Source organism: Arthrobacter sp. 05L417 (assembly GCF_056397865.1).
The window spans coordinates 62,068-85,143 of sequence record NZ_JBFTOG010000015.1 but is presented as its reverse complement, the minus strand read 5'-3'; the positions used below and the strand labels follow the sequence as shown (position 1 = coordinate 85,143).

Sequence of the window (23,076 nt, the reverse complement as noted above, 5' to 3'; positions counted from 1 at the left end):
CTGGTTGCGAGGATGAGTCCGGACCGCGAGCCTTTGGATGGCCGTGGTGCTAGCCGCGGAGCCTGGTCATCGTCGGGTCGTACAGCGGATCGGGCGTGACGGTGGCCTGGATGCGTCGTCCGAAGTACTCGATCTCGACGGAGTCACCGAGGGAGACGGCCGCCGGGAGGTACGCATAGGCGATCGGCTTGGCAACGGTGTAGCCGTAGGCGGCGCTGGTGACGTAGCCGACTGCCTGGTCCTTGTAGAAAACCGGTTCCTTGCCCAGGACGATGCTGCGTCCGTCGTCGACGGTCAGGCAGCGCAAGCGGCGGGCGGAGTTTTCCTCGGTGCGGCCTTCCAAAGCGGCCTTTCCGACGAAGTTGTCCTTGGCCATCTTCACAGCGAATCCGAGGCCTGCTTCGAGGGGGTCGTGCTCGGTGGTCATGTCGGTGCCCCAGGAGCGGTAACCCTTTTCAAGCCGGAGCGAGCTGAAAGCGGCCCGGCCGGCCGCGATGACACCGAAGGGCTGCCCCGCTTTCCACAGCGCGTCCCAGAGGCGCTGGCCGTTGTCCGCGCTGGTGTAAAGCTCCCAGCCGAGCTCCCCGACGTAGGACAGGCGCATGGCGGTGACGTTGACTCCGCCGATGACGACATTCTTGGCGCGGAAGTAGCGCAGGCCGTCGTTGGAGAAATCGTCGGTGCTGACCGTGCTGATGAGGTCCCGGGCGAGGGGGCCCCAGAGACCGATGCAGCAGGTGCCGCCCGTCGTGTCACGCACCTGGACCCAGTCGCTCGCGGAGCCGCTTTCGGTCTGGTGGCGCGCGGCCCGGTCAAAGTAGGCGGTGTCGATGTTTCCGTTGGCCCCGAGCTGGAACCTGTCTTCGCCCAGGCGGGCCACCGTGATGTCGCTTCGGATGCCGCCTGCGTGGTCCAGCAGGAGGGTGTAGGTCACGGCGCCTGGCTTCTTGTCCAGGTCCGCGGTGGTCAGTTCCTGGAGCAGCTTGAGTGCTCCGGGGCCGGAGACCTCAAGGCGCTTGAGCGGTGTCATGTCATACATTGCCACCGCGGTGCGCGTCTTCCACGCTTCGGCAGCGGCGATGGGCGAGCTGAACATTCCGGACCAGGCATCGCGGGCCGGGGGCTGCCATTCGGCCGGCATTTCCTTCAGCAGTTCGGCGTTGGTTTCGAACCAGTAGGGGCGTTCCCAGCCGCCGGATTCGAGGAAGAATCCTCCCAGTTGCTTGTGGCGGGCGTGGAAAGGGCTGACGCGGAGGTTGCGGGGGGAGAGCTTGGGCTGGAGCGGGTGCAGGACGTCGTAGATTTCCACGAAGTTCTGCTGGGACGTTTCGCTGACGTATTCGGGGGTTAGCTGGACGTCTTCGAAGCGGTGGATGTCGCATTCGCCCAGGTCGATCCGGGACTTGCCCGTGGTCAGCAATTCGGCGACAGCGCGGGCAACGCCGGCCGAGTGGGTCACCCACACGGCTTCCGCGACGAAGAAGCCATCGAGCTCCTTGGATTCGCCCACCAGAGGGCCGCCGTCGGGGGTGAAGGAGAAGATGCCGTTGAAGCCGTCTTCGATGTCGCTTTCCGCCAGGGCCGGAAGCAGCTGCTTAGTCGCCTCCCAGGCCGGGAGGAAGTCCTCCAGGGTGAAGTCAAGGCGGGAAGGCATGTTGTGTTCGCTGATGCTGTCCGGCGCGTAGCTGCCGAGTTCCTCGACGTCCACCGGCATGGGGCGGTGGGCGTAGGAGCCGATGCCGTAGCGGTCGCCGTGCTCGCGGTAGTAGAGGTCCTGGTCCTGGTGGCGCAGGATCGGCAGGGAAGCGCCGTTGGGTAGTTCGTTGCGGCCTTCCTGTGCCGGCACCGGAGTTGTCTTGACGTATTGGTGGGCCAACGGCAGAAGGGGGACGGACATGCCGATCATTTCGCCGATCTTGGCACCCCAGAAGCCTGCGCAGGAGACAACGATGTCCGCAGGGATGACGCCGTCGGAGGTGCGGACTCCCGTGACGCGGCGGCCGGTCTGCTCGATCCCGGTCACGGTGGTGGAGCCGCGGTACTCCACCCCGGCTGCCTCTGTGCGCTTGATCAGCAATTGGACTGCGCGGGCGGCGAGGGCCAGCCCGTCACTGGGTACATGGAGGCCCCCAAGGATGTCTTCCTCGTTGATGAGCGGGTAGAGCTCCTTGCACTCTTCGCGGGAAAGGATCTTGCCTTCGATTCCCCAGGATGCAGCGTAGCCGAGCTTGCGTTTGAGGTCGGCGAGGCGGGTCTCGGTGGTGGCGACTTCCAGTCCGCCTACCTGATTGAAGCAGCTGACGCCGTCCTCGGTGAGCGACAGGAGCTTTTCGACCGTGTATTTGGCGAAGGTTGCCATGGTCTTGGAGGCGTTGGTCTGGAAGACCAGCCCCGGGGCGTGGGACGTGGAGCCCCCCGGCATGTTCAACGGTCCCTGGTCCAGGACAGTGATGCTGTTCCAGCCGCGGGCTACCAGTTCATCTGCCAGGTTGGTGCCGACGATCCCAGCTCCGATGATGACAATGCGTGGCGTCGATGCCATGTGGTTTCTCCTGCTATTTCTCGTGTGTGGGCTACTGCTGCTGCTTGTTGTTGGGCGTCGGCTAGCGGAAGACGACGGTGCTGGTTTGGTTCAACAGCACGCGGTGCTCGCAATGCCAGCGCACGGCGCGGGAAAGCGCGAGCGCCTCGGCATCCTGCCCGACCGTGGAAAGGGCAGTCGGCCCATAGCTGTGGTCTACGCGGATCACTTCCTGTTCGATGATCGGTCCCTCATCAAGATCCGCGGTGACATAGTGCGCCGTGGCACCCACCAGCTTGACGCCGCGGTCGTACGCCTGGTGGTAAGGACGGGCACCTTTGAAGCCGGGCAGGAATGAGTGATGGATGTTGATCGCTCGGCCCTCCAGGGCGCGGCTCAGTTCGTCGGACAGAACCTGCATATAGCGGGCGAGAACCACCAAATCGATGTTGTACTCGTCTACCAGTTCGAGCAGGCGCCGCTCCGCATCCGCCTTGGTGTCCGGGGTCACCGGAATGTGTACGAATGGAAGCCCGGCAGCCTCGGCCATGGCCCGGTGGGTTTCGTGATTGGAAACTACCAGCACCAGGTCCCCGCCCAGGCTGCCCCCGCGCCAGCGGAAAATCAAGTCGTTCAGGCAGTGCCCGAACTTGGACACCATGACGAGGACGCGCTGCTTGGTCTGGTCATGGAAGCTGAACTTCATGTCGAAACGCTCAGCGATCGCCCGGAACTCTTCTTCGAGCGCTTCCGGTGAGTACTCCGGGGATCCGGAAAACGCTGTGCGCAGGTGCAGTGTCTGGCGGAGTCCGTCGTCGAACTGCTGGTGCTCTTCAATGTTGAAACCGCGTTCGAACAGGAAGGTGGTGACCGCCTGTACGATGCCGGCCCGTTCAATACATGACAGGGTGAGCACGAACTTCCGGGAACGGTCGTCTTCAGAGGCACTCGCCTGCGGAAGTGTGCTTTGTGTTGGAGTCGTCTCCACGAGCGTCATGTCTCCTCCTAAAGATATATTTTCAAGTCAGCTACTGATATATCAGACTGGGAACTAGCGTATACTGGAGTTCGAGTGAGGTCAATAGTCCGTTTGGCTGGACGCGAAAGGTCGGTACCGTGGTATTTGAAGCGCTGGAAGTGGTGGATGCCGCCAGTCCGAGGTCCCTGGCTGAAGTGGCCTACGAGCGGATACGCGACAGGCTCCTGACGCTGGACATCAGGCCGGGCGACTTGTTGAACGACGATGCGCTGGCGAGGGACCTTGGCATGGGGCGCACTCCTGTGAGGGAAGCGTTGAAGCGCCTCGAGTTGGACCGTCTGGTCATCAGCTATCCGCGAAGGGGAACTTTCGCCACGCGCGTAGAGGTGACCGATCTGGCGTTTATTTCGGAGATCCGCGCCCAGCTCGAACCACTGGCGGCCGCGCGGGCGGCTCGGGTTGCGACACCGGCAGCCAGGGAGAACTTGCGCTCCGTGATGCGTGCAGTCGAGTCATTCGAGGTCGACGGCGCCTCCGTGGTGGAGACGCTCCGACTTGATGCCCGCGTGCACCAGGGGATCTATGCGGCAGCGGCAAATCCGCACCTGGAGGATGTGCTGATCCGCTACGACAACCTGGCGACACGGATCTGGTGCATGGTCCTCGATCGCCTGCCTGATCTTTCCCGCCACGTGCATGAACACCTTGATCTTCTCGGTGCGGTGATCGACGGCGACGAGGCCAGGGCTGCGGAACTGGCGCGAATTCACGTCGACGGCTTCGAAAAGGCCGTCCGTTCAGCGCTGTTTGCTGCCTAGAGAAGACCAGCACCCTCCTCCCGCCTTCGGGGTGCGGCGCTGTGGTTGGCGCCGGACGGCGCTGATCCTCGGCGTGCTATTCCCCGCGTTCTGCTGCCGCGGCTTTGCGGCGGTGAGGGGCGGGGGCCCTTTTACGCACGCTGCCGGATCACACCGTCCGGCGCCTTGCGCTGCCGGATCACACCGCCCCACGCCTCGCACCCCCGCTATGTACGACGCCGGTCACTCACCTTTCGCGGCGACGGGCGGGCAGGGACAGGTCGATCAATCCTGTCCTCCATTCCCTATTTTTCCGGATGCAGTTTGGCTTGCTCCACGAGATCGGTTATCCACGGCCGTTGCCCGCGGTGGAGCACCAAGCCCTCCGGTATGCCCTGAACGGAGGCTGCTGAACCGGATATGTCGATGGTGATCCGGCCGGAGCCCATAGGCGCGTTCGTGATGTGCAGTTTGCCGTAGGAATCCGGCAGGACAGGGTCCAGCCATAGCCCCCCTTGGGAAATGTGTGCGTCGTAGCGCATCAGGCTGGTCACCAGCAGGATCGGTGTGGTGGCGGCCCAAGCTTGTGGCGAACAGGCCGTGGGGTAGGGCACGGGTTCGGCAAACTGGTCGCGGCTGAAGCCGCAGAACAGCTCCGGCAATCGACCGCCCGAGTATTCGGCCGCTTCCAGCAGGGCAGTCGCTATCCGCTGTGCCTCTTCCACAAACCCATACCGAAGCAGCCCTGCCACAATGAGCGCGTTGTCGTGGGGCCAGACCGACCCGTTGTGATAGCTGGCAGGGTTATACGCCCGCATGTCGCTGGCGAGGGTCCGTACGCCCCATCCGCTGAACATCTCCGGGGACATCAGACGCTCGACCATTTGTGGCGCCTTGTCCTCATCCACAAGGCCGAACCAGAGGCAGTGGCCCATATTGGAAGCGCAGGCATCCACCGGCCGCTTATCGCGGTCCAACGCGATGGCGTAGTACCCCTTGTCCGGGAGCCAGAACTGTTCGTTGAACCGCCGCTTCAGCGTCGCGGCCCGGTCTCGAAGCTCGGCTGCCAAGGCGAGGTCGCCGGCGTCGTATGCCATCCAGGAGCGCGCCACGTATGCGCCGTGGACGTAGGCCTGGACCTCGCACAGTGCGATCGGTGGCTCCGCGAGGGTTCCGTCGGCGAAGTTGATGCCGTCCCAGGAATCCTTCCATCCCTGATTGACCAACCCATGATCGTTGAGGCGCTCATACTCGACAAAGCCGTCCCCGTCCCGGTCCCCGTATTCGCGGATCCACTCCAAGGCACGGTCAGCGTTGGGCAACAGGGTGGCGATGGTCTCTTTGTCAAAACCCCAGCGACTGACGGACCCCAGCACGACCACGAACAGCGGAGTTGCGTCGACGCTTCCGTAGTAGGCGGATTTGCCGCCCAGCGCCAGCCCGCTGGAGACATCGAGCCTCACCTCATGCAGGATCTTGCCGGGCTCCTCTTCGCTCATCACGTCCACAACGGTGCCCTGGCGGTCAGCCAGCGTCTTCAGAGTTCCCAGTGCCAAGGAAGGATCCACAGGAAGCGACATTTCCGAAGCCCAGAGCGAATCACGACCGAACAGGGTCATGAACCAGGGCGCTCCGGCGGCGACAACCACCCGTTCAGGATGCCCAGGGTCCTCGATTCTCAGCGCTCCCAAGTCGTCGTAGCTCCGCCGCAGCGTCCGCTGGATGGAACGGTTGCCCATCTGCAGCGTCGGAATCTTCGCCACCCACTCTTGACGACGCCGGTCACTCGGAGACATTTCGCCAGGCGCCGGATGAACAAACGGTGCGTCGGGGCGAGCGCCGTTGTCCGTGGGCACAACATTCAATCGAGTACTCCACTGCCCATAGGGCGGGACCACTATCTCAAATGTCAGCCCGTCGGCCGTGGCATTGGCCCCATCCGCCTTGACGACTACGCCCTTCCTGACGTCCTGCCACCTGGCCTGGATTTCCAGCGAGTCGCCGTCCTGATCGCGTGTCTCCGCCCAGCGCCGCTGGATCCGTGCCTCTTTCACTTCGAACAAGTCGGCGAAATCCGCCTCAATGGCCAGCACAATCTGGCACTCAGCCGGCTCAGCCGAGTAATTGCGGATGGTGATCCGCTCCCGGATCCCTGCCCCCACCTCACGCCGCCGTTCCACGATCAATGGACTGTCCGCATACCCATCCGAGAGCTGCAGGCGGCCAGCGAATAGGGCCCGATACGGTTCCTTTGTTTCAGCAGCCAGGGGTTCGAGGGGCTTGCCGTTGATAGTGAGATTCCAGCGGGAAAGGATGCGGGTATCCAGGTGAAAGACCCCGTGCGGGAGTTCGGGATGGATGTCTCCATTGGCCGATGAAATGCAGAAGGACGATCCTTCAACCAAAGTCACTGTGCCTGACCCAAGGGGTCCAGCCGCCGTGTCAGCATTCCATCCAGCCACTGCCGGCTCCTTCATACGAATGCATTATGGGCCGCGCGGGGCGCGGGCTGACTTTCGCTGCTCCCGCGTGGATGTAACCGACGCTACGCCCGTCCAGGACCTCGCGCCAGAGGACGACTTGTCTCGTAAATAAGAACCTTTGTTCCCCTTGAGACTGTTCGTATATCTTAATTCATGGTTTGATATATTAGTCCTAAACTTGATCTGAAATTCGCCGGAGAATTGATAGTCAACTCAACGAGGAGTGGAACAGTATGCAGCAACTCGCGCACCGGCTCGAACGACTGGGCACCGAAACCGCCTTCAGCGTCGCCCAGGCCGCGGCCGCCTGGAAGGCGAAGGGGAACCGTGTGTACCCCTTCCATCTTGGTGACATCAACATCCCCACTGCCGGGAACATCGTGGAAGCAATGAACCGGGCAATCGCGGACGGCTACACGGGCTACTGCCCCGGCCCGGGCATTCCCCAACTGCGTGAAGCACTGGCCGATGACATCGGCCCGCGCCGTGGCATCGAGTTCTCGCCCGACAACGTGGTGGTGATGACGGGAGGCAAACCCGTCATCACGAAGTTCCTGCAGGCGGTCATGAACCCCGGCCAGGAAGTGCTCTACCCGAACCCCGGCTTCCCGATCTACGAATCGCAGATCGAGTACCTTGGCGGCACGGCTGTGCCGTACCGCTACCTGCCCACGAGCGAGGGCTTCTCGATCGACCTCGACCAGGTGCGCTCATCGATCACCCCGAATACCGTCGCCATCATCTACAACGACCTGCAAAACCCCATCTCGGCCGAGTCGACGGCGGCCGAGCGGGAGGCCATCGCACAGCTCGCGATAGAAAACGACCTGTGGGTGCTCTCCGACGAGGCGTACTTCGAGACCCGCTATGAGGGCGTTTCCAGCTCAGTCGCATCTCTTCCGGGCATGGCCGAGCGCACCGTCATCCTTTACACGTTCAGTAAGAAGTTCGCGATGACCGGCTCGCGTCTCGGTTGCGCCGTCGCACCGCTCGAGATCGCCAAGGTGCTCAGCACGCTCAACACCAACGATGAGTCCTGCACGACGCACTACGTGCAGTGGGCCGGCGTCGAAGCACTCCGCGGCCCCCAGGAATCCGTGCAGCAGATGCTTGACGTCCTGCAGAAGCGTCGTGACACCGCCTGCGAGCTCGTGAATTCCATCCCGGGCATGCGCGTCGCCGTGCCGCAATCGACGTTCTACCTGTTCCCTGATGTCACCGAGGCGATGGAGCGCATGGGATACACGGCAGTCGGAGACTTCGCCGCCGATGCCCTGTACAAGACCGGCGTTTCCTTCTGCACGCGTGAGCACTTCGGCCGCCGCCTGCCCGGTGAGCAGCGGCAGTACATCCGACTCGCGTACTCGGGCATCGAGGTGCCGGATATCAGCGAGGGCCTGGGCCGCCTGCGCGAGTGGATCGAGACGGCATGAGCCGGGTCGTCGTCACGGGACGTATTCCCGAAACCGCGATCGAAAAGCTTCGCGCCGAGCACGAGGTCGATGCGTGGACTGGTTCGGAGTCGATCGGCCGCGAGGAGCTCCTGCGCCGCGTAGCCGGGGCAGATGCCGTGGTGAGCCTGCTCACTGAACGCATCGACGCCGAGCTGCTGGACGCCGCCGGCCCGCAGCTCAAGGTCGTCGCGAACGTCGCGGTGGGCTATGACAACATCGACGTCCCGGCCTGCACGGAACGGGGCATCGTGGCCACCAACACGCCAGGGGTGCTCACGGACGCCACAGCCGACATCGCCATGGGCCTCATCCTCATGGCGACCCGCCGGCTCGGCGAGGGGGAGAGGCTCATCCGCTCCGGCCAGGCCTGGAAGTGGGGGATGTTCTTCCTGCTCGGGTCCAGCCTGCAAGGGAAGATCCTCGGGGTCGTCGGCATGGGCGGCATCGGGCAGGCGACCGCGCGCCGGGCCAAGGCCTTCGGCATGGAAATCGTCTACCAGTCGCGCAGTGAGCTCGATCCGGTGATCGCCGCCGAGCTGGGCGCACGGCGGGTCGACCTCGACGAGTTGCTGGCTGTGTCCGACGTCGTCTCGCTGCACTGCCCGTACGGGCCTGCCACGCATCATCTGATCGGCGCCGAGCAACTCGCTGCAATGAAGAGCTCGGCGTTCTTGGTCAACACCGCGCGCGGACCGATCGTCGACGAAGCAGCCCTCGCGTCTGCACTTCGCGAGGGCGTCATCGCCGGTGCCGGGCTGGACGTCTTCGAGCGTGAGCCCCAGGTCCATCCCGAATTGCTGGAGCTGGAGAACGCGGTGCTCGTGCCGCATCTGGGCTCCGCCACAGTGGAGACGCGCACCGCGATGGCGATGCTGGCCGCCGACAACGCACTCGCCGTGCTCAGCGGTGAACAGCCCCCTGCACCGATCAATTAGAGGCAATATCTACTAAAACACCAACCGTTCTTGATATGGCGAAGCCGGGTGCCTGGGTTTGGCAGGCACCCGGCTTTGGCGGGCTTGGTGGGCGCGGATCAGGTGTTGAGGACGTCCCGGTCTGCGGTGGCCAGTTCAACGGAATTTGCCTGGTCGGAGTGGATACAGATGGTGTCCGCCCTGACGATGACGGTTTCACCCGTCACCGAAGCTATCGTTCCCTCCTCCAGGTATCGGTGGGTGCGTTGAACGGCTTGTGCGATCCCCGATTCGGGGAGGGACCTATGTTGCGGTGCCTGATGCTGAGACCGTCGCCGAACAGCTCAGTGACGCGATCCGCTTGTGGTACCGGGCCGGCAACGTCTCCCTGCACGACGTGGACGAGGCCCGCTGGGTGCTGGAAATGCAGTGCGTCGACCTGGCCGCACGGCGGCGCACCGAGGACGACCTCGAGGCCATCCACCAACCGATACACCTCGCTTCGAACCCCGATCTCGATCTCGCTGAATGGCTCCAGCTAGACATTGAGTTCCACACAGCGATCACCAGGGCCGCAAAGAACCAGATTCTCGAACTCGCCATGTCGGTGCATCTCATGCGGCCGGCCACCAACACCGTGTTCGTCGATCTGCTGGACCGCGAAGCCGTTTGGGCGCAACACACGGACCGGATTGGTCTTGCCGCCCAGCTGCGTCATGACGCCCCACACGGCATTGAGGCCCGTGGTCACGGCTCCGTCGGCCCAGCCGCCGGTCCAGGACATGCCGTCGCCTGGCCAGATTGGGCCATTCTGGGCTCGTTTTTGTTGGTGGCCGTTGGTTTGGCGGGGTGTTGGGGGCGCCGTCTCGGTGGTCGGATGCTTCCACGGCTGGATGTGGTCTCGACCGGCAGGACGTCCGAAAGAGAACGGCCCGTGGACGTCACCGTTTTGCATTTCTTGTTCTCGGGTACATCCGCATTGATTCGCCGCTGACAGTCCAGGCTGCCTGTCAGTCTTGGGTTGTCGTTCTGATAGCGGGGCCGATGGGCAAGATTCCGAAAGCGTCGATTTCTCAAGGAAACGGGGGTTCCGCATCCACTGCTAATCCCGTGGTTTTGAGACCTACAATTTAAGAACCGGCACCGAAGCAATCAGTGAATGCATAGAAACCAAAACGGAACTGGGTAACAAGGTTACGGATCTCTTCAACCCGGAAGGGTGATGAGCAACATCGGCATGATGACGGTGTTTGAGTCGTCCTGTGCTTGCATCGAGTGTCGTCCGGCGCGAACCTACGGGTCAAGTTTGATGATTATTGAAGGGCATCCAGACGCGTGCCTGTTGGCGCACGCTGTGCGCTGCGCCACATTTTGGAGAGACTACGGTGAGAAGTGAGTGATCGAAGCCGGGCTATCGGGTTCTTGATCCATGAGAACGTGACAATGATCGATGTTGCCGGGCCCGCTGACGTGTTTCATCATGCGAATGCCTTTGGGGCCCATTACGACACTGTCTTGGTGTCCAGCGACGGCAAAGCCAAGCGAGCTTCCAACGGACACTATTTGACCGCCGAGGCAGCAGCCGGAGAGACAGGCGCCTTGGACACCGTCATCGTTCCGGGCGCATATGGGATGGTAGCCAGGCCTTTCGAGCAGGCACTTGTCGAGGCGGTTTCCCATCTAACGAACGGTGCCGGGCGGGTCGCTTCCGTCTGTACCGGTGCATTTCTCCTGGCACACGGGGGCTTGCTGAACTACCGGAACGCGACCACTCATTGGACCCAGGTCGAACGGTTCAGGAGGTCTTATCCGCTGGTGCATGTCGTGCCTGATGCGTTGTTTGTGCAGGACGGTTCGTTCATCACCTCGGCGGGCATCAGTTCCGGGACGGATCTGGCGTTGTTCATGGTTGAGGAGGACTACGGCCCGGACGTTGCCCGGGCCGTAGTCCGTCAAATGGTCATTTTCAATCAACGGCCCGGAGGGCAATCCCAGCGCTCTGTCGCCGTCCGGGTGGGCGTTCCCCGGGACCACGTCCTCAGAAAGCTCCTGGACCGCATTACGGCCGATCCCGGTGCGGATTACTCGATTGACGCTATGGCTGCCTTGACGAATCTCAGCGCCAGCAGCCTTGCGCGGCTGTTTCAAGAGGGGACCAACACCAGCCCTGGTCGATACGTCGAAACGGTGCGGATCGAAGCGGCTCAGGCAATGCTCCAGAGGGGAGCCACCGTCGCCGCTGCGGCTGCCGCAAGCGGTTTTGGAAGTGCTGAGACGATGAGGCGGGTCTTCACGCAGAAGATCGGAATGAGTCCCTCGCTCTATCTGGAACGCCTCCTGTCGCAGCCCTGATGGTTCCCGGGACCTCACCATCTGCCTCCGAGACACCCTGACCGTATCTGTGGGGTGGTTGACGGCATTCGCGGGTCCGCCGACGCCGCCCGTGGTCAAAGCTTGGTATATCCGGGCAATCCGGAGCACCTACAAAGAGGAGAACGCAATGCCGTTCGTAAATGTCAAGCTCGTCGACGGCGTCTTCACGGAAGATGAAAAGCACCGGATGGCGGCAGCCCTCACCGACGTCATGGTGAAGTTCGAAGGATCTGAAGCTTTCCGCGAGGTGGTCTGGGTGCTCATTGAGGAACTGCACACAGACGGTTGGCACATCGGCGGCCTGCCTTTCAGGGGACCGGCCAGCCTGATGGACGGACTGGCCCGCTCCAAGAGCCTTTACGAGTCCATCGACGGGCACCCGGTTACTCGACCGGAACTGGCCGAGAAGGCACCTGTGCAGGAAAGTGAGTGAGTCGTTGGAGCACAGCATGAAGACAGCACTTATCGTCGGCCACCCGGACCTGCGCAGTTCACGCATCAACGCCGCACTACTCGAGGAGTCAAAGTCCATTGAGGAGGTTCACACCCGGGTTCTTTCCGAGCTGTATGGGACGGACTCCATTGATATCCAGGCCGAACAGGAAGCCATCGCGGGGGCAGAGCACATCGTGCTGCAATACCCCACCTATTGGTACGCCATGCCTTCAATTCTCAAACGCTGGCTGGACGAGGTCCTGACCCGGGGTTGGGCCTACGGGACCGGCACTCCCGGAGCCCTGGCAGGTAAGTCGCTCCGGATTGTCACAACCACTGGCGGTGCCTTCGACGGCTACGGTCCAAACGGCCTCCATGGCTGGGAGTACGAAGCAATGCTTGTGCCGCTAAAAGCAACAGCGCGGCGACTCGGCATGGCATGGCGGGAACCGCTGGTCATCCACGGCGTCCGGGAGTTGGATGACGCCGGCATTCAGCGCCTTCGAAGCAGCTTTCATCAGCTGCTTTGTAGTCATCGCTAGCTATGTCACCGATCTCGACGACATTGACGAGGCCGGCGATGTCAACTGTTTCTGGGCCCACCGGCCCCGGAAACATTTGTAGGCCCTTCTCACGTCGAATGGGCAGAAGAGTGCCCGCGGAAATTGATTCGGTGTCGGCTTCCAGTTGAACCCAATGTAACTGTGCGGCAGGCCGGCGCGGGCCTGGAATCCCGCCAGACGGCGGGCTATTCCTCTTCAGCCCCGGGAGTCCTACACTGTGCGGGAGGACCACCCGGGAGACCCGATGAAAAAGAGGAAGATACTGACAGTGGTGTTGGCCTCGCTCCTGGCCGTGGCCAGCGCCCTGGCTGCCCCCGCGGCGCATTCGGCGGAAGCGTCGGTGAAAGTCCTGGACACCACCGCCACCATCACCGACCCGGGCTGGTTCGTCAGTGCCTACAATGCGGGCTTCCGTCTGTACGTGATGCATTCAACCGCATGGGGGACCTGTACTCCATGGGACCGGACACAAACGCAGCTCAAGATGGCGCTGGACGCCGGACTCAGGATTGCCGTCTACACCCGCAACGCGGAATGCTGGGAGGGCGGCATAGAGGCCACCGGTCCGTACCGTGAGCAGCTGGAGTTCTTTGCACTGGACGTCGAGCTAGGCGAACCACCCATTACCAGGAACATGGTGGACGGAATCCGGGACATGGGCGTGCGGCCCATTGTTTACGGCATTCACACGCACTGGCCCTTGATAATGGGCGATAGCAGCGAGTTCTCGGATCTTCCGCTGTGGGACGGGGATTTCCATGACTTCGACTACGCGCATTGGACTCCAGACCTTCTTTCGCCCGCGCCGGTTTCCTACGGCGGCTGGAACGTGCCGGGGAACATGCGTGTCGGTGTCCAGCAAAAACTCGGCCAGGACATCGGCGGAATCCACGTCGACCTCAACTCCTTCAACCCGGACTTCTTGCGCTAGTCGGTCTCAGTGTCCCGCACCGGTACGTCGCAGCGGTTCACGCTGCCCTCGTGCAGGGCCAGCGCGCTCATGACCACGGCAAAGTGGCTGAACGCCTGCGGCGTGTTGCCCAGTTGCCGGCCGGTTTCCCGCTCCTCCCTCAGCAACCCTTCCATGCTGGAAACAGCGGCCCAATCACGGGCCACGCTTCATAGATACCAAAACGATTCCCCGCGGCACTAGACAACCCCATCCGGGGGCTTCAAAGGGGCCTAGCAACCCTAGGGCCGCTCTGCTCGGAGGCCAGATTATGGTTGTATTCACATGTGTAGTCGGATGATGAAGAAGAAGTAGACCCAGACGGGCATCGAAAGCAGTGAAAACACGCCCATTGCGGTCCGTTCCCGGGATCGCTCGCGCAGGATCGCGGAGAGCAGCCAGAATGCGAGCATTCCGATGAGTCCTCCGACGCAGTTCAGAATCACGTCGTCGATGTCCGATGCTCCAACCGCAAACACGCTTTGGATGATCTCCACGGCGACGCTGACCGAGGCGACCGTGAGTATGGTCGGCCATGCGGCCGCCCGATGTCGGAGCCACGATGCGTAGACTCCGAGCGGGATGAAGGTCAGGATGTTCCCGACGACGTTGGCGAACGCCACTTTCTCGGTCCCGGGTGAGTGGCTGAACGCGTATTCCGCGATACTTGCGAACGGGATGAGATTGATCGATCTTTCCGAACCCGGTACACGAGAGAAGAGAAGCAGCTTCAGCAGGAAGGCCGCGTAGAGGGCGAAAACGGCGAAGATGGCCGCGGTCTCCGCTTTCGCCCGTTTCGTGGTGAGTCGCCTGCTCGGCACATCATCCGTGACCGCGGTGGGTTTCGGCTGTACACACATCCGCAGGACGATACAGAGGCAACCTGTGGTGCTCCTGTGAGACCTGGATTCGACAGCCGCCGCAGATGAGCGCAACGTGGCCGACCTTGGATCCAGGCCGCACGAAAGCCACCGCCGCGACGATGCCGGATTTAGCAGGATGCCCAGGGGGCCTGCGTTACGGCAATCAACCTGGTCCCTTGGCCGCATCCGAGCTGAGCCAGTTCGCCGGCATCATTCATCAGCGATGCGTCCGTGTGTCCGGCGTTTGGCGTTTGGTGGTTAGCGAAGCAGTCTTCGGCATGCGCATTTTCACCCGTTATACGACCAGAAGTGTCTCACCGAGTGTGTCTCACTGGGGGATCCCCACAAGGCCTTGAGGTGCTGCTCGCAAGGGCTCGACCACCCAAAAATCGCCTTTGTTGTAGGTGGCGGGTCATAGGCCTCTCGCGCGAAACGAAGGTCGGATGACCCCGGGCGACCTGACGTGGCTGCCCGGGATCATCTCACTCAGTTAGCGTTCGTATGTCGATTAGCGTTGAAGGTTAGGCGTTCCTTGGGATCGGGTCGTCTGAACATTGGCAATTTTGACGCGTGGATCAAGGGCGAGGGAACCGGGATCGACGGCGATCATGCCGCCGTCGACCGGCAACACGGCGGCGTTGATGTACGACGCTTGATCTGAGAGCAGCCAGGCGATGACCCGTCCCACCTCACATGCCTCGGCCGGCCGGCGACTTGGCACGAAGGAGGTGGAGACAGAGTATGCGTCCTGGGGTTCCAGTCCAAGTTCTGCCCCGTACTCCGCCATTTCCCGGTCTGCCATTTCCGTCCGGGTCCATCCTGGGCATACAGCATTCGCCCTGACGCCGGATGGTCCGTAGTCCACTGCGACAGACTGGATGAGCATGGCCAGCCCCGCTTTGCTTGCGTTGTAGCCGGCGATGCCTTCGCTGGCCCTGAGCGCCGCAGCAGATGCGACTCCGACGATGGCGCCTCGGGCTTCAATGAGGTGTGGCATTGCTGCCTTGGCCAGGAGGAAGGGGCCTGTCAGGTTGGTGCGGACCATGTCATCCCAGTCTCGGGGTTCGAGGTCCCCCACAGCTCCGGCCCGGATGATGCCCGCATTCAGCACCAGGCCATCGATGGATCCAAACCGGCCAACGGTGGTTTCAACAAGCCGGTGGATGTCAGCGTTCGATGCGGCATCAGCCACGAAGGGGACGGCGCCGGTAGACGCGGCAACGGCTGCCAGGTTCTCGGAGCGACGCCCGCAGATTACAACGTCCCATCCTTGGGCGCGAAGGGCTGCCGCTGACGCTGCTCCGATACCTGTGCCTCCACCGGTGACAATGGCCACGGGGTGTGGGTTCGTGTTCATCAGCCGTTGATCACCTGGGGAATGCCCAGGGCTTTGAGGCCTTCGACGCCGAATTCGAGGCCGTAGCCGGATTGTTTGGCGCCGCCGAACGGAATTCGGGGGTCCACGTTGCCGTGTTTGTTGATCCAGACGGTTCCGGCCTGGAGCCGCGCGGCGACGTCGCGGGCGGCGGTGAGGTCGGAGGACCAGACGGAGGCGCCGAGTCCGACGTCGAGCCCGTTGGCCATGTGGATTGCTTCGTCCACCGTGCTGTAGCGGATGATGGGCAGGGCGGGGCCGAATTGTTCTTCGGCGACGAGCGGGTTGTCGTTGTCGATGTCGGCCACGAGGGTGGTGGGGTAGAAGTTGCCGGGCTGGCCCGGGTCCGGATTGCCGCCGAGCAGGATGCGGGCGCCGGAGTCGCGGGCGGCGTCGACGAGCCGGGCGACGATGTCATACTGCTGCCTGTTCTGCAGGGGTCCGAGCACGTTCGCCTCGTCGAGGCCAACGCCCATGGGCATCGCGGCGGCGACTTTGGTGAGTTCCGAACACACCACGTCGTAGATGTCGTCGTGGACGTAGAGGCGTTTGAGCGCCGCGCAGGTCTGGCCGGTGTTGATGAACGCGCCCCAGAAGAGGCCTTCGGCGATGGCTTTGGGGTCGGCGTCGGGCAGGACGATCCCGGCGTCGTTTCCGCCGAGCTCCAGGGTGAGGCGCTTGATGGTGCCGGCCGAGGATTTGATGATCGACTTGCCGGCGGCGGTCGAACCGGTGAACATGACCTTGCCGATAGCCGGGTGTTCGGCCAGGCGGGCGCCGACGTCGCGTCCGCTGCTGACTACGGAAAGCAATCCTTCGGGTAGTTCGTCGTTGATAACGGCGGCCAGCGCCAGCACACTCAGCGGCGTGTTTTGCGACGGCTTGACGACCACGGCGTTGCCCATGCGCAGCGCGGGTGCGATCTGCCAGATGGTGATCATCATCGGCCAGTTCCAGGGACCGATCGCTCCCACGACGCCGATGGGCCGGTAATCCAGGACGGCGCGGGTTTCGCTGTCGTCCACCACCATCTCAGGCGCCAGGGGCGTGGCGGCCGCGGCGCGGAGCCAGGCCGCGCAGGCGCCGACTTCGAAACGGGCGTTCGGGCCATTCAGCGGTTTGCCTTGCTCGCGGGAGAGCAGTTGAGCGAGTTCTTCGGCGGAGCGTTCGACGGCGTCGGCGGCCTTCAGGAGCGCGGCGGAGCGGGCGTCGTGGCCGAGAGCGGCCCACGCCGGCTGGGCGGCTGCTGCGGCGGCGATTGCGTGCTCGAGGTCGTCGACAGTGTGCACGGGCGCCTGCCCGACGGGTTCGCCCGTGGCTGGGTCCAGGATGGTGCGGCTGCCTTGGCCGGGGGCCGCGGAGATCCTGGCGAGCATTGAATCGTACGTTTCCATGGGGTACTCCTCTTCGAGTAGCTAAGTGAAGCCTTGGCTCGATATCCAGTTAGTGTTTGTGGGTGTCCTGCGGGTATTCAGTGGTATTCAGCACGCTCAGCCGGGAGTTGAATGGCAGGATCACGGGTTCCGCGGCGGGATCGTCCCATCCGAACATGCGTCCGATCGAGCGTTGTTCCCGGAGATCGACCAGCAGCACGGCCTCGACGGTCATGACTTTCTCTGTCCAGAAGAAGATGTACAGGTCATCCGCGACGTCCCAGGTCATGCAGCGGTCGGTGTCGGCGAGTCCGGCCTCGCCGCCCCGGATGCAGTTCCAGGTGAAGGTGCCCGGGTTCAGGTAGATGTGTTCGTAGGTCTCGACGTCGCTGTACCGGTAGAAGATTCGCTTTCCGACCAACCCGGCGGAGCGGTGATGTACAGCGGCTGAGCCAAATGGGTTCGTGTGGATGAATTCGGTGGTGCTTCGGGTTTTGCCGTCGACGGTGACGAACGTGGAAACGCCGGCGGTGACGGCCCCGGTGTTGCGGTCGAGAATGACGGTGACGTTCTCGGCGTCGACGCCTTGGCCGCGGACGGAGTCAATGATGAAGATTCCGGGGCGTGCTTCGATGGCCTTGTAGGTGGCTGTGCCGCTCTGATTGGCGTCACGTCCTGAGACGCGCCAGGTGAGAGAAGATGCATCCTCGAACCCGTATTCAGTGGTGGACCCGTCCTCTGCCGGGAGGCGGAGGACGGTGCCTGCAAGCGCTTCGGAGGCCGGGAGGGTCTGGTCTCCGAAGCCGTCCAGCATGGCGGATACTGGGGGCCACTGGTCTTCGGGGATGTAGTCCTGAAGTTCCGTTGAGGTCATGGTGTGGTTCCTTTTGGTAGTCATGAAGGGCTTGATGTCGGTCGCTAGAGGATTTCCGCGGCGTAGTCGATCGAGGGTTTTTGCGTTCCCCGTACGAGTCCAGCCGCGAGGAAGATCGGTATGCCAAGAAGGAGCCAGCGCGCGACTCCTCCTGCACCGCCGAGCAGGGCGTCGTAGTTATCCAGCGTCATGTATCCGATGACGATGAAGGCCAGGACGGACAGTGACGGGGCGATCACGGTGACCCAGAGATTGTCCCGGATGCCGTTTCGGGCGAAGAACGCGACGATCGCGACTGATGTCAGCAGCAGGATGGTGATAAAGCCGGCCGTGCCCAAGGCGACGAACCAGGAGAAGACGATGCCGATGGGGTCGGCTCCGGTCAGCAGGAAGGCGCTGATCACGATCAGGACGACCAGGGCGTTGACGAAGCCGGCGAAGGACGGCGCTCCGGTTTTGGAGACGGAGGAAAGCCTGGCGGGCAGGGCTCCGGCCCGGCCAAGCGCAAACAGGTACCGGGAGAACATGTTGGACAGGCCCAGGAGCATGGCGATGAAGCTCGTGACCACAAGGATCTGCATGGCGACGCTTAGCCATGGGCCGGCGCTGGCATTGGCGAGGTCGAAGATCATGCCCGCGGGGTTGTCGCTTGCCTCTTGTTGGATGTGGTCTATTCCGATGGAACCGCTGATGGCCCAGGTGGACAGTGTGTAGAACACCCCGACGAAGGCGATGACGAGGTATGCCGCCCGGGGAATAGTCCGCCTTGGATTTTTCGCCTCTTCGGCGAAGACCACCGTGGCTTCAAAACTCGTGAAGCAGGCGAAGGCAAAAAGCATCGAGATCCCCAGGCCTGGACCGAAGACGTTCGATGCCGTGAAGCCCTCGAAGGTGAAGATTCCCAGCCCCTTCTGGGCAATAAGGGAAAACACCAGGGCCGCGACCACGAGGGTTTCTCCAAGGATCAAAACTCCCAGGACCTTTAGGCTCGCGTCGACGCCCTTCATCGTCAGTCCTGCCGTCAATGCCAGGACGACGACGATCCAAACGTAGACGGGTATGCCGATTCCGGTGAGGCTTTCAACGAGTTGCTGGGCGAAGACCCCGAACTGGGACCAGAGACCGATCTGCAGGCTGAGATAGGTGAGGATGGCGATGCCGGCCCCGGCGGTGGCCCATTTGTTGCCCAGTCCCTTTGCAATGTAGGCGACGAAGCCTCCTGCGTTGGTGATGTGGTGGCTCATCCGCAGGTATCCGACCGAGAACAGAGCAACGAGCAGGGCCGCGATGGTGTAAATCACCGGGGTCCCGGGGCCGCTTGCCGAGAAAAGCACCGGGCTGGCACCTACAACGGCGGCCATGGGAGCGGCCGCGGCGATGGAAAAAAAGGCGACAGCGATGACGCCGAGCTTGTTCGGCTTCAATCGCACTGTGGGCACGTTGGACATCGGCTCTACTAATCCGAGACCTGCCGAGGTCTCGCCTTGTTCTTGATTCATGAGATGGCTCTTTCAGAAGCGCAAATGGCGGAAACGCCGATGCTGAAGGGGAAATTTAGAAAGCCCTGCTTTCGCGCGCCAATGCGCGGTAGCGGGTAGGTCCGAAGCTCTTTTCGAGGACTGCGACCCTGGGAGTGATCCCGGCCACATCCAGAACTCTACATCTGTATAGTTTTCTCTGTCAACGGCCTTTCGGTGCCAGCCGACGAGGCTAGACTCGCCTTATGAGCCAGCATTCACGGAGGTTGCCGTACGGAGACGGCCGCGACGCGCTTCTGGCGGCGGTGATCGACGTCGTCGCAGAAAAAGGCCTCAGGGGTGTCACGTATCGCGCGGTGGCCGCTCGGGCCGGCGTGAACCATACGCTTGTTACCCACCACTTCGGATCCATCGAGGGACTTCTGGCTGCCACCATGGAGTGGGCCGTTCAGCGCTCCATCGAGGAGACGGGCCTGGCCGGTATCGCGGACTTTGATGAAGGATTCGCCGACTCGCTCATGGCTACGGTGTCGGCTGAACCCGAACTGCAGCTCTTCCAGTTTGAAATGCTCCTCGAGTCCAGGCGCAACCCGAAGATCCTGGCGATGGTGGAACGGCTTTACAAGACCTACGTGGGCACCGTCGAAGAGGCGTTGAGCCAGCGCGGTCTCGACACCACCGGCGAAGCGTCCCTGGCCATCTTTGCCGCCCTGGACGGCCTCATGCTCCAGTTCCTCACGATCACCGACCCCGCGAAAATCAGGTCGGCCGTGATCCAGGTGGGCAAGCTGGTGTCCGGGCTGCCGAATTCCAGCGACGCCTCCGGCGAATCCCGGCGCCCGGCAACCACCAGCTGAGCATTTAGTCCCGGCCGGCATTGCAGCACTTCATGTTAAACCGGCGTGGCGTCTTGGATGGTGCGGGCTGCTTCGAGGCCGCTCTCGATGGCTCCGTCGATGAAACCGCCCCAGCCGGCGGCGAAATCAGAGCCGGCGAAGAGGAGGCGGCCCTGTGGTTTCTGGAAAACGGCCAGAGCCTCGGTGAGATATCCGGGGCGATGCATGGGCCACGTCTCCCCGGACAGGGGGTCTGCCGTCCAGTCATGGCTTGCGACCTCGAGAACTTCCGCGTCGGGGACTAGTAGGTCGATGGCGGCTTGCACCTGGCCGAGGTCCGAGGCGTCCAGCTTTGAGGAATCGGGGCCAAAGGCCACAAGGATGGTGTCTTCGTCTTGGTCATACTCTGTCTGGGCAAAGTTAAGCGGCCAACCGGCGGACCCCAGTGCAACAAATGGCTTCCGCGTTCCTTTGACTTTGATCCAGGCTTTGATGCCTTGGGAGACCTGCCCCTCGGAAACGGCCTTCTTGCTGGATTCCGGGAGCGGTGGCTCGAAGGAGATCCTATGCATTGCGCCCAGGGGTAGAGTGCAGACCACGTGATTCGCCCGATAGATGGAGCCGTCCGCGGCCCTGACGGTAGCGCCCGCCTCGTCGTGTTCGACCGCAACCACCGTCTCATTCAGCCGGATGGCTGTGCCCGCGGCCATGGCCTGGATGAGCGCCTCGGTGCCGCCCTGGATTTTGAACGTGGCGCACGCTTCAAAGCTGACCATCCAGTCCCCGTTGGTGAGCGCGACCCAGCGGAGGGCCTGCGTAAATGCCGCATCGTCTAGGGGTCCGTTGAAGTTCAGTGCCCAGAAGGATTCCAGGATGTCCTTGGAATAGTCGGTGATCTGCAGCTCTGCGATCTTCTTCGGCAGTGGCGTTGCATCAATTTCCCTGATTTCCGGATTCGCCCACGGGATGAAGGGCTCTGGGAAATACCGGCGTGATTCGTCCATGAGCCTACGGTTGGATGCGTCGATATCACCTAGCAGTTGCTCTGGGTCGCCCTGGTGTCGCTTCCCGTCCGCCCACCAATAGGCGGTCTCCGGGACCGGACTCTGCACGGTCCCCAGGCCGTACCGTTTCATTTCTGCCCAGACGTACGGCTGGGTCCAGTGCACCCAGGTGCCGCCAATCTCGAGCGGGCGGCCCAATCGGGTGTCGAGCCAAGTCCGCCCCCCGATGCGGTTACGCGCTTCCACAACGATCACGGAGCGGCCGGCCTGGCGCAGTTCGCGGGCGGCCGTCAGACCTGCAAAGCCGGCACCGATAATGACGACGTCTGCGTGTTCGGTCCAGGAGATGGATTCATTCATCATCATGCCTTTGGTGGTCCTATTCGGGGAGTCGGGTTAGGAGTAGACGAAGAACTCGGTGGTGGTTTCAACGACGCTCCAGCGGGTCCGGGCGCCCTTGTTGAAGGACGCAGCCGAACCTGGCTTCAGGTCAAAGCTCTCGCTTCCTTCAACTTCGATCAGGAGGTGTCCTTCGATGATGTGGATGGTCTCGTCGGCCTCGATCAGCAAATCGAAGGGCTCCGGTGCTTCCTCGGGTGTCACGTGCCAGAATCCGGCGGACAGGGCGGCGCGGTTCCCGTCGCCCGGCCGGCGGACCCACTGCACCCGTCCCCGGTCGAACGGCTCATACTTTTCCGGGTCAAAGGCGTCGTGGACGGTGAATTCAAGTGCGGACGTGGGTGTGGACATGGTGTCTCCTTGGTGTTTGATGCTGAAAATAAGCAGATGCTTAGTTGTGGTGAGGATCACATCTAAGCATCTGCTTAGCTATGCCGTCAAGACTGTTTCGAAGGGCATTAGACTCTGCCTTATGGAAGAGTTCGTCAGTGCCGGTTATGGCACCGGCAGGGAAGCCCTGCTCGCCGCTACGGTTCACGTGGTGGCACGGAAGGGGCTGCGAGGGCTCACGTACCGTGCCGTCGCTGACATCGCCGGCGTTAACAACACGCTTGTTGCACATCACTTCGGTAGCCGGGATGCCCTGATCGAGGCGGCGCTGGAGTGGTCGGTCAGCCGGTCGATTGGCCTGTCCGGGCTGGAGAACCTGCCCTCGAATGAAGACGATTTTTGCCGCAGCCTCATGGCGCTCATACGCGAAAACCCGGACCTGCAGACGTTCCAGTACGAAATGATCCTGGAGGCAAGACGGCGTCCGGAACTCGCTGGCGCGGTCCGCCACCTCTACGAAAGCTACATTTCGGCGCTATCGGCCGGACTTGGCCGCTTGGGATTAGGCAGTGATTCGGGGGCGGCGCAGGCCGCCTTCGCGGCCCTCGACGGCCTGGTGCTCCAACTTATCGCCGGCGTGGACGAGGAAGGCGTTGAGCGTGCCATCCGCTATCTGTGGACAATCCTGGCCCGGTCGGCCGAAGCCGGATCCCTGCCAAACCTCAAGGCGTGAAGGGTTATCTCATCAGGGCCTGGCCGCCGGCGAGGAGGAAACCATCAGCCAGGTGCAGGGGGAGTTCCATGGTTCCGGTCGCGGGGCCGTGCAGGTCGTTGAAATGGTTAGGGACCAAGTAGACGAGGGAGTCGGCGATGGTGTGCCGGTGCTCGGCCGGCGCCGAGACGTAGTCACGGAGCCGGGTGCGGATGAGTTCGGACACGGACGTGCCTTCCCGCACTGCTTTGCGGTGGGCTTCGTTCCGCAGTTCGTCACTGACTCGGATCGTGTGCCGCGGTGTCCCTGCCGACATGGCGCGCTGCCTCGGAATGCCGATCAGCGCGATCATCTTTTCCGGCAT

At 62.6% G+C, this 23,076-nt stretch carries 22 protein-coding genes and 1 pseudogene; 10 read left to right on the top strand and 13 right to left on the bottom strand.

Translation table 11 applies throughout. From position 1 onward, the window contains the following. Positions 1 to 49: 49 nt before the first annotated feature. Positions 50 to 2,542 carry a GcvT family protein gene (locus AC1DJW_RS13210; protein ID WP_476901613.1) on the bottom strand — a complete coding sequence of 831 codons (2,493 nt, stop codon included), beginning with the start codon at positions 2,540 to 2,542 and terminating at the stop codon, positions 50 to 52. A gap of 61 nt (positions 2,543 to 2,603) precedes the next feature. After that, a complete protein-coding gene (gene purU / locus AC1DJW_RS13205) occupies positions 2,604 to 3,518 on the bottom strand; it encodes a formyltetrahydrofolate deformylase (RefSeq protein WP_476901612.1) in 915 nt (304 codons plus the stop codon). Between the two features lie 119 nt (positions 3,519 to 3,637). Here purU and AC1DJW_RS13200 point away from each other — a divergent pair, with 119 nt between their 5' ends. Next, positions 3,638 to 4,318: a GntR family transcriptional regulator gene (locus AC1DJW_RS13200; RefSeq protein ID WP_390280526.1), complete on the top strand. Its 681-nt coding sequence runs from the start codon at positions 3,638 to 3,640 to the stop codon at positions 4,316 to 4,318. 284 nt (positions 4,319 to 4,602) lie between these two features. Here AC1DJW_RS13200 and AC1DJW_RS13195 read toward each other — a convergent pair whose 3' ends face one another. After that, positions 4,603 to 6,759, bottom strand: a complete 2,157-nt coding sequence (locus tag AC1DJW_RS13195; RefSeq protein ID WP_476901611.1) for an amylo-alpha-1,6-glucosidase — start codon at positions 6,757 to 6,759, stop codon at positions 4,603 to 4,605. A gap of 254 nt (positions 6,760 to 7,013) precedes the next feature. On the opposite strand from AC1DJW_RS13195, the gene AC1DJW_RS13190 reads away from it, so the two are divergent. Then, positions 7,014 to 8,213 carry a pyridoxal phosphate-dependent aminotransferase gene (locus AC1DJW_RS13190; RefSeq protein ID WP_476901610.1) on the top strand — a complete coding sequence of 400 codons (1,200 nt, stop codon included), beginning with the start codon at positions 7,014 to 7,016 and terminating at the stop codon, positions 8,211 to 8,213. Continuing rightward, a complete protein-coding gene (locus AC1DJW_RS13185) occupies positions 8,210 to 9,169 on the top strand; it encodes a 2-hydroxyacid dehydrogenase (protein ID WP_476901609.1) in 960 nt (319 codons plus the stop codon). Before AC1DJW_RS13190 ends, AC1DJW_RS13185 begins: the two co-directional genes overlap by 4 nt. Before the next feature lie 98 nt (positions 9,170 to 9,267). Here the strand turns inward: AC1DJW_RS13185 and AC1DJW_RS13180 are convergent, their stop codons facing one another. Further along, entirely contained in the window at positions 9,268 to 9,432 is a 165-nt protein-coding gene (locus tag AC1DJW_RS13180) for a LamB/YcsF family protein (RefSeq protein ID WP_476901623.1), read from the bottom strand. Between AC1DJW_RS13180 and AC1DJW_RS13175 the strand changes: the two are divergent. The 5 genes and pseudogenes from AC1DJW_RS13175 to AC1DJW_RS13155 all read left to right on the top strand — a co-directional run. Further along, positions 9,426 to 9,824, top strand: a pseudogene (locus AC1DJW_RS13175) (FadR/GntR family transcriptional regulator); the annotation flags it as partial. The gene AC1DJW_RS13180 and the pseudogene AC1DJW_RS13175 overlap by 7 nt on opposite strands. A 716-nt stretch (positions 9,825 to 10,540) precedes the next feature. Beyond that, positions 10,541 to 11,500: a GlxA family transcriptional regulator gene (locus AC1DJW_RS13170; RefSeq protein ID WP_476901608.1), complete on the top strand. Its 960-nt coding sequence runs from the start codon at positions 10,541 to 10,543 to the stop codon at positions 11,498 to 11,500. Between the two features lie 148 nt (positions 11,501 to 11,648). Further along, the gene (locus AC1DJW_RS13165) at positions 11,649 to 11,954 is read left to right on the top strand and encodes a tautomerase family protein (protein ID WP_284753033.1); all 306 of its coding nucleotides are present in this window, start codon (positions 11,649 to 11,651) and stop codon (positions 11,952 to 11,954) included. Between the two features lie 16 nt (positions 11,955 to 11,970). Then, positions 11,971 to 12,498: an NAD(P)H-dependent oxidoreductase gene (locus tag AC1DJW_RS13160; protein WP_476901607.1), complete on the top strand. Its 528-nt coding sequence runs from the start codon at positions 11,971 to 11,973 to the stop codon at positions 12,496 to 12,498. Positions 12,499 to 12,763: 265 nt separating this feature from the next. Then, positions 12,764 to 13,450, top strand: a complete 687-nt coding sequence (locus AC1DJW_RS13155; protein WP_390280474.1) for a glycoside hydrolase family 25 domain-containing protein — start codon at positions 12,764 to 12,766, stop codon at positions 13,448 to 13,450. On the opposite strand, the gene AC1DJW_RS13150 is transcribed toward AC1DJW_RS13155, so the two are convergent. The 6 genes from AC1DJW_RS13150 to AC1DJW_RS13125 all read right to left on the bottom strand — a co-directional run bounded on the left by AC1DJW_RS13150 (position 13,447) and on the right by AC1DJW_RS13125 (position 19,452). Continuing rightward, positions 13,447 to 13,635, bottom strand: a complete 189-nt coding sequence (locus AC1DJW_RS13150) for a hypothetical protein (RefSeq protein ID WP_476901606.1) — start codon at positions 13,633 to 13,635, stop codon at positions 13,447 to 13,449. The two genes, AC1DJW_RS13155 and AC1DJW_RS13150, sit on opposite strands and share 4 nt — an antisense overlap. A gap of 114 nt (positions 13,636 to 13,749) precedes the next feature. After that, positions 13,750 to 14,328: a VanZ family protein gene (locus AC1DJW_RS13145; RefSeq protein WP_284753030.1), complete on the bottom strand. Its 579-nt coding sequence runs from the start codon at positions 14,326 to 14,328 to the stop codon at positions 13,750 to 13,752. A gap of 511 nt (positions 14,329 to 14,839) precedes the next feature. Next, positions 14,840 to 15,688 (bottom strand): SDR family NAD(P)-dependent oxidoreductase, encoded by an 849-nt coding sequence (locus AC1DJW_RS13140; protein WP_476901605.1) that lies wholly within the window; start codon positions 15,686 to 15,688, stop codon positions 14,840 to 14,842. Further along, positions 15,688 to 17,100 carry an aldehyde dehydrogenase family protein gene (locus AC1DJW_RS13135; protein WP_476901604.1) on the bottom strand — a complete coding sequence of 471 codons (1,413 nt, stop codon included), beginning with the start codon at positions 17,098 to 17,100 and terminating at the stop codon, positions 15,688 to 15,690. The genes AC1DJW_RS13140 and AC1DJW_RS13135 overlap by 1 nt, the downstream gene beginning before the upstream one ends. 49 nt (positions 17,101 to 17,149) lie before the next feature. Continuing rightward, the gene (locus AC1DJW_RS13130) at positions 17,150 to 17,953 is read right to left on the bottom strand and encodes a MoaF C-terminal domain-containing protein (protein WP_459341868.1); all 804 of its coding nucleotides are present in this window, start codon (positions 17,951 to 17,953) and stop codon (positions 17,150 to 17,152) included. A 44-nt stretch (positions 17,954 to 17,997) separates the two neighbouring features. Further along, positions 17,998 to 19,452 carry an APC family permease gene (locus AC1DJW_RS13125; RefSeq protein WP_476901603.1) on the bottom strand — a complete coding sequence of 485 codons (1,455 nt, stop codon included), beginning with the start codon at positions 19,450 to 19,452 and terminating at the stop codon, positions 17,998 to 18,000. 224 nt (positions 19,453 to 19,676) lie between these two features. Here AC1DJW_RS13125 and AC1DJW_RS13120 point away from each other — a divergent pair, with 224 nt between their 5' ends. Then, positions 19,677 to 20,288 carry a TetR/AcrR family transcriptional regulator gene (locus tag AC1DJW_RS13120; RefSeq protein WP_390280462.1) on the top strand — a complete coding sequence of 204 codons (612 nt, stop codon included), beginning with the start codon at positions 19,677 to 19,679 and terminating at the stop codon, positions 20,286 to 20,288. 35 nt (positions 20,289 to 20,323) lie between these two features. Here the strand turns inward: AC1DJW_RS13120 and AC1DJW_RS13115 are convergent, their stop codons facing one another. Together AC1DJW_RS13115 and AC1DJW_RS13110 are read right to left on the bottom strand one after the other, a co-directional pair. Next, the gene (locus AC1DJW_RS13115; protein WP_459341866.1) at positions 20,324 to 21,637 is read right to left on the bottom strand and encodes a flavin monoamine oxidase family protein; all 1,314 of its coding nucleotides are present in this window, start codon (positions 21,635 to 21,637) and stop codon (positions 20,324 to 20,326) included. A 30-nt stretch (positions 21,638 to 21,667) separates the two neighbouring features. After that, the gene (locus AC1DJW_RS13110) at positions 21,668 to 22,021 is read right to left on the bottom strand and encodes a cupin domain-containing protein (protein ID WP_459341865.1); all 354 of its coding nucleotides are present in this window, start codon (positions 22,019 to 22,021) and stop codon (positions 21,668 to 21,670) included. A gap of 121 nt (positions 22,022 to 22,142) precedes the next feature. Between AC1DJW_RS13110 and AC1DJW_RS13105 the strand changes: the two genes are divergently transcribed. Beyond that, positions 22,143 to 22,733, top strand: a complete 591-nt coding sequence (locus tag AC1DJW_RS13105) for a TetR/AcrR family transcriptional regulator (protein ID WP_459341864.1) — start codon at positions 22,143 to 22,145, stop codon at positions 22,731 to 22,733. Between the two features lie 4 nt (positions 22,734 to 22,737). Here AC1DJW_RS13105 and AC1DJW_RS13100 read toward each other — a convergent pair whose 3' ends face one another. After that, positions 22,738 to 23,076: a hypothetical protein gene (locus AC1DJW_RS13100; protein ID WP_459341863.1), complete on the bottom strand. Its 339-nt coding sequence runs from the start codon at positions 23,074 to 23,076 to the stop codon at positions 22,738 to 22,740.

Coding starts and splice junctions, on each gene's coding strand:
- AC1DJW_RS13140 (WP_476901605.1), bottom strand. CDS start 15,688: ATGAACACGAACCCACACCCCGTGGCCATTGTCACCGGTGGAGGCACA.
- AC1DJW_RS13135 (WP_476901604.1), bottom strand. CDS start 17,100: ATGGAAACGTACGATTCAATGCTCGCCAGGATCTCCGCGGCCCCCGGC.
- AC1DJW_RS13130 (WP_459341868.1), bottom strand. CDS start 17,953: ATGACCTCAACGGAACTTCAGGACTACATCCCCGAAGACCAGTGGCCC.
- AC1DJW_RS13165 (WP_284753033.1), top strand. CDS start 11,649: ATGCCGTTCGTAAATGTCAAGCTCGTCGACGGCGTCTTCACGGAAGAT.
- AC1DJW_RS13185 (WP_476901609.1), top strand. CDS start 8,210: ATGAGCCGGGTCGTCGTCACGGGACGTATTCCCGAAACCGCGATCGAA.
- purU (WP_476901612.1), bottom strand. CDS start 3,518: ATGACGCTCGTGGAGACGACTCCAACACAAAGCACACTTCCGCAGGCG.
- AC1DJW_RS13100 (WP_459341863.1), bottom strand. CDS start 23,076: ATGCCGGAAAAGATGATCGCGCTGATCGGCATTCCGAGGCAGCGCGCC.
- AC1DJW_RS13160 (WP_476901607.1), top strand. CDS start 11,971: ATGAAGACAGCACTTATCGTCGGCCACCCGGACCTGCGCAGTTCACGC.
- AC1DJW_RS13145 (WP_284753030.1), bottom strand. CDS start 14,328: ATGTGTGTACAGCCGAAACCCACCGCGGTCACGGATGATGTGCCGAGC.
- AC1DJW_RS13210 (WP_476901613.1), bottom strand. CDS start 2,542: ATGGCATCGACGCCACGCATTGTCATCATCGGAGCTGGGATCGTCGGC.
- AC1DJW_RS13115 (WP_459341866.1), bottom strand. CDS start 21,637: ATGATGATGAATGAATCCATCTCCTGGACCGAACACGCAGACGTCGTC.
- AC1DJW_RS13120 (WP_390280462.1), top strand. CDS start 19,677: ATGAGCCAGCATTCACGGAGGTTGCCGTACGGAGACGGCCGCGACGCG.
- AC1DJW_RS13155 (WP_390280474.1), top strand. CDS start 12,764: ATGAAAAAGAGGAAGATACTGACAGTGGTGTTGGCCTCGCTCCTGGCC.
- AC1DJW_RS13190 (WP_476901610.1), top strand. CDS start 7,014: ATGCAGCAACTCGCGCACCGGCTCGAACGACTGGGCACCGAAACCGCC.
- AC1DJW_RS13110 (WP_459341865.1), bottom strand. CDS start 22,021: ATGTCCACACCCACGTCCGCACTTGAATTCACCGTCCACGACGCCTTT.
- AC1DJW_RS13125 (WP_476901603.1), bottom strand. CDS start 19,452: ATGAATCAAGAACAAGGCGAGACCTCGGCAGGTCTCGGATTAGTAGAG.
- AC1DJW_RS13105 (WP_459341864.1), top strand. CDS start 22,143: ATGGAAGAGTTCGTCAGTGCCGGTTATGGCACCGGCAGGGAAGCCCTG.